The organism is Deltaproteobacteria bacterium, assembly GCA_028818775.1.
GTDB lineage: Bacteria > Desulfobacterota > Binatia > UBA9968 > JAJDTQ01 > JAJDTQ01.
The window spans coordinates 1-3,565 of the sequence record JAPPNE010000040.1; the positions used below are offsets into that span (position 1 = coordinate 1).

General features: G+C 63.6%; 4 protein-coding genes. 1 reads left to right on the forward strand and 3 read right to left on the reverse strand.

Annotated features, from left to right (window positions below):
* Positions 1-715, forward strand: a 715-nt coding sequence (locus OXU42_03905; protein ID MDE0028535.1) for a site-specific integrase, incomplete at its 5' end; no start/stop codon positions are given.
* Positions 716-762: 47 nt separating this feature from the next.
* On the opposite strand, the gene OXU42_03910 is transcribed toward OXU42_03905, so the two are convergent.
* The 3 genes from OXU42_03910 to OXU42_03920 all read right to left on the reverse strand — a co-directional run bounded on the left by OXU42_03910 (position 763) and on the right by OXU42_03920 (position 3,186).
* The gene (locus OXU42_03910; GenBank protein ID MDE0028536.1) at positions 763-1,605 is read right to left on the reverse strand and encodes an alpha/beta fold hydrolase; all 843 of its coding nucleotides are present in this window, start codon (positions 1,603-1,605) and stop codon (positions 763-765) included.
* A gap of 979 nt (positions 1,606-2,584) precedes the next feature.
* Entirely contained in the window at positions 2,585-2,863 is a 279-nt protein-coding gene (locus OXU42_03915) for a helix-turn-helix transcriptional regulator (GenBank protein ID MDE0028537.1), read from the reverse strand.
* A complete protein-coding gene (locus OXU42_03920; GenBank protein ID MDE0028538.1) occupies positions 2,860-3,186 on the reverse strand; it encodes a type II toxin-antitoxin system RelE/ParE family toxin in 327 nt (108 codons plus the stop codon). The genes OXU42_03915 and OXU42_03920 overlap by 4 nt, the downstream gene beginning before the upstream one ends.
* Between the last annotated feature and the right edge of the window lie 379 nt (positions 3,187-3,565).

Below are 3,565 nucleotides of genomic sequence, written 5' to 3' on the forward strand. Positions count from 1 at the left end.
GGACAAGCCCGGCGCGGCCAACCGCGCGCTGGAAATCCTGCGCGCGATGATGTTCCGGGCCGAGGAGTGGGGCTTGCGCGAGCGCGACACCAACCCCTGTCTCGGCATGAAGTGGAACCCGAGGAAGAAGATCGCCCGGTTCCTCGACATCGACGAACTGGCCCAGCTCGGGCGCGCTCTCGACGCACACGAGGCGCGCTGGCCCGAGGCCGTCGCCGCGATCCGGCTGCTGGCGCTCACCGGCTGCCGCCGCAGCGAAGTGCTCAATCTCCGCTGGCGGAATATCGGCGCCGATGCGTTGAACCTCGAAGACTCGAAAACCGGCCCGCGCGCGGTGCCGCTCGGCGAGGCCGCGCGCACTGTCATCGACGCGCTGCCCGGCCCCCGGAAGCCAGCGGCGTTCCTGTTTCCGCGCCATGCCGAAGGCCGGGGTATCTGGATTTTGACGAACTGCTGGCGGACGGCCTGCGCCGATGCCGGGCTCGGCAGGCTCCGCCTGCACGACCTTCGACATACCGCCGCCAGCCAGGCCGTCATGGCGGGCGAGAATCTGCCGCTGGTCGGCAAGTTGCTCGGTCATCGCCGCCACCGCACCACAGCGGGCTACGCTCACCTTGCCGACAGCCATCTTGTCGAAGTGGCGGAAAGGGTCGGCAACGTCATTGCCGATGCGATGGTGAGTCGCAAACGAAAGCCAGACTCCGGCAGCAAGTGATCGACCATGCCCGTACGGAAGCCGCCGGCGTGGAACCGCGTACTCACTCACGTCCGGTGCATGAAAGCCCGAAGCGCACTTGCCAGAGGTTCGGAGGCTTCCTCCGCCAGATAATGTCCGCAGTCCGCGAACTCGAGCACCTCAGCGTTGGAAAGCTCGGATTTCCACCGGTCGAGTTCCTTCCTTCGGAATGCGATGTCGCGGTGCCCCCATGCAATAAGGGCGGGCTTGTCCGCGAAGGCCGCGCGCTCGCGCCAGATCGCGTCGAGCCAGTCGCTCGCGCCGACGATGTGACCGGGGAAGGCGGCCATCGCGGCCCGCGCCTCGGGCGAAGGGAGCGCATGGCGGTAATGGGCCATGATCTCCGGCGTCAGGACGCTTTTGTCGCCGACGGCCATCGGCATCAACCTGTTCACGAAGAGGTTGTGGTGCTTGAGGAGATACTGCCCGATCCAGCTCGACATGAAGAAGCTGAACCAGATGAAGTGAAACTCGTTGCGGACAGACCAGCACCAGGTGTTGCCGATCACGAGCCGCTTGACGCGTTCCGGCTGCCGGCGCGCGAAGTCGAGACCGATCGGTCCACCCCAGTCCTCCATGACCAGGGTAAGGTCCTGAAGATCGAGATGGTCCATCAGGGAAGCGAAGCGGGCCGCATGACTCTTCGGGTGATGATCTTCACTCCGGCCGCGCGACGACAGCCCGAACCCGACATGATCGGCCGCGACGCAGCGGAACCCGGACCGAAGCCTCCCGATCAGGTGCCGAAACTCGAACGACCAGGCCGGATTGCCGTGCACGAATACGATGGGCTCGCCCTCGCCTTCGTCGACGAAGTGCATCCGGTGTCCTGACGGGGTGGTGAAGAATTTGCTCTCGAACGGATACATGTCGTCCGACAGCCAGTCCGGGCGAGGAGGCGACTCATTGCGGTCCATTCACGCCTTCCTTTCTGCGTTCCGCCCGGTCACGCCTTCGGGGCGCTCCTTGGTCGGGGAGGAACGGGCGAACCTCACGAGCCTATCAAGCCATACTGCAAGCTGGTCGCCCAATGCAACGCACGCAGGCTCGACCGGAGCCCAGCCCGTCATCGCGCGGCGGGCGCTGCCGCTCAAGCACCATCTCAAATAAGCGATCCGCGCGGCGAATGACGTCTTGGATGTCTTTGGTGCGGAACACTTCTGGACCCAACTGCTCGCAGCCTGCGGTGATGCAATCAATCGCAGTCTTCTCCCAAAGGGTTCTGCATGGCCATGTCCTGACGAGTTTCGAGAATGGCGCGGATGTCTTGTGGCTGCGCAATCGTTCGGATACGTCTGTCGAGAAGCCAACCTTGAAGCGGCCTGGGTCGAGTTCTGGTTGGTTCGGTCAAGATTACGTAGAAGACTGCTGCCCCTGGTTGTTCCGGCGAGGCGTCCTTGCCATTGGCGGGCTTGGCGTCGAAGTGCTGTCTGGAGTTTCGTAGTCCTGAACGGAAATGTGTGAAGCCTTCGCACCACGGGAGTCCTTTCCCACGAGGTGCTTGACATCAAGGCCAGTGGACGGTCTGTTTACCACGCTCATGGAATCGAGCAATCTCAATTACGGAGATTAGCGTTTCTGAGTTATTCCGCTGATCTTGTGCCATCGCTCACTTCGGCGCCTCACCGTAGCATACCGGCGTCGGCGCGGCGAACACCCGAGTATCCCTGTGTAACCACACGCATAAATCCAAAGTGATGTACCACCCGTGTTTCCAATTCGAGGTCGAAGGACAACTCGTTCGTCTGTCTCGATACCGCCTGGATGCGCCTCGAGAACCGGTCGGCGTCCCTACTCCGCGGCCGCTTCTCGACGTTGACGCGGGTCGCGGAGAGCACCAAGGCCGCATCACGCCGGGTCGAAGCTGATCCGAAGCCTGGTGCCCGTGGCGCGGGCGATCCTCTCCAGGGTCCGGGTCGACGGCTGGATGCGGCCGCTCTCCAGCCGGGCCACGACCGACTGTGTCGTCTCCATACGTTCAGCCAACTCGGCCTGGGTCAGCGCGGCGCGCCTGCGGGCCTCGATCAGCATGCGCGCCAACGCGAACTCCGGCTCGAGACGATCATATGCCTCCCGGTACTCGGGGGCCTTGCTCCATTCCCTGTGCAGTTCCGATACCTTGGTCATGGCAGTATCTCCCCTGCGCGCCTGAGCGCCAATTCAATCTCACGTTTTGGTGTCCGCCGCGTCTTCTTGAGAAATGCGCGCACCACGACCACCCGTCTGTTCCTGGCCGTGACATAGAGCGCCCGCGATGTCCCGTCACGGCCGCTCATGCGCATTTCCCATAGCGGGCCGGTAAGGTGCCTGACATGGGGCGCGTCCATGCGTTCGAGGCCGACCGCGGAGATCAACTGGCAGATGCGCACGAAGCGCGCCCGCATATCGTGCGGCAACGCATGCAACTCCGCATCCACGGTCTTGTTGAGGGTCGCGACGGTCCATGTCATGTGCTCCGTCATTGTATCGCAAATTTGCTATGTGCGCCATAGCGGAAGGCCTTTCGCAAGGCAGGGCTGCCCGACAGCCCGTGATTGTCCAGCTGCGACAATTGACGCCATGCAACGACAGGGCTGCGAACCGGCCCGTTCCGGCCTTGTTCTTCGGCGAGAAAGTGCTATTCGGGCTCCATGGACACACGAGAACGGCAAGAACAACCGCCCGGCGGGAGGCCCGGATGGTAGCCTCCATCGGCGTGATTGCCTCGCCGTCCCAGGGCGTGGCGTACTTCGAAAAGGACGGCTACTACGCGAGGAACGACCCTGCGCACAGGAAAGCGAGCGCCTGGGCCGGCAAGGGCGCCGAGGCGCTGGGACTCTCGGGTCCGGT

Coding starts and splice junctions, on each gene's coding strand:
- OXU42_03915 (MDE0028537.1), bottom strand. CDS start 2,863: ATGACCAAGGTATCGGAACTGCACAGGGAATGGAGCAAGGCCCCCGAG.
- OXU42_03920 (MDE0028538.1), bottom strand. CDS start 3,186: ATGACATGGACCGTCGCGACCCTCAACAAGACCGTGGATGCGGAGTTG.
- OXU42_03910 (MDE0028536.1), bottom strand. CDS start 1,605: ATGTATCCGTTCGAGAGCAAATTCTTCACCACCCCGTCAGGACACCGG.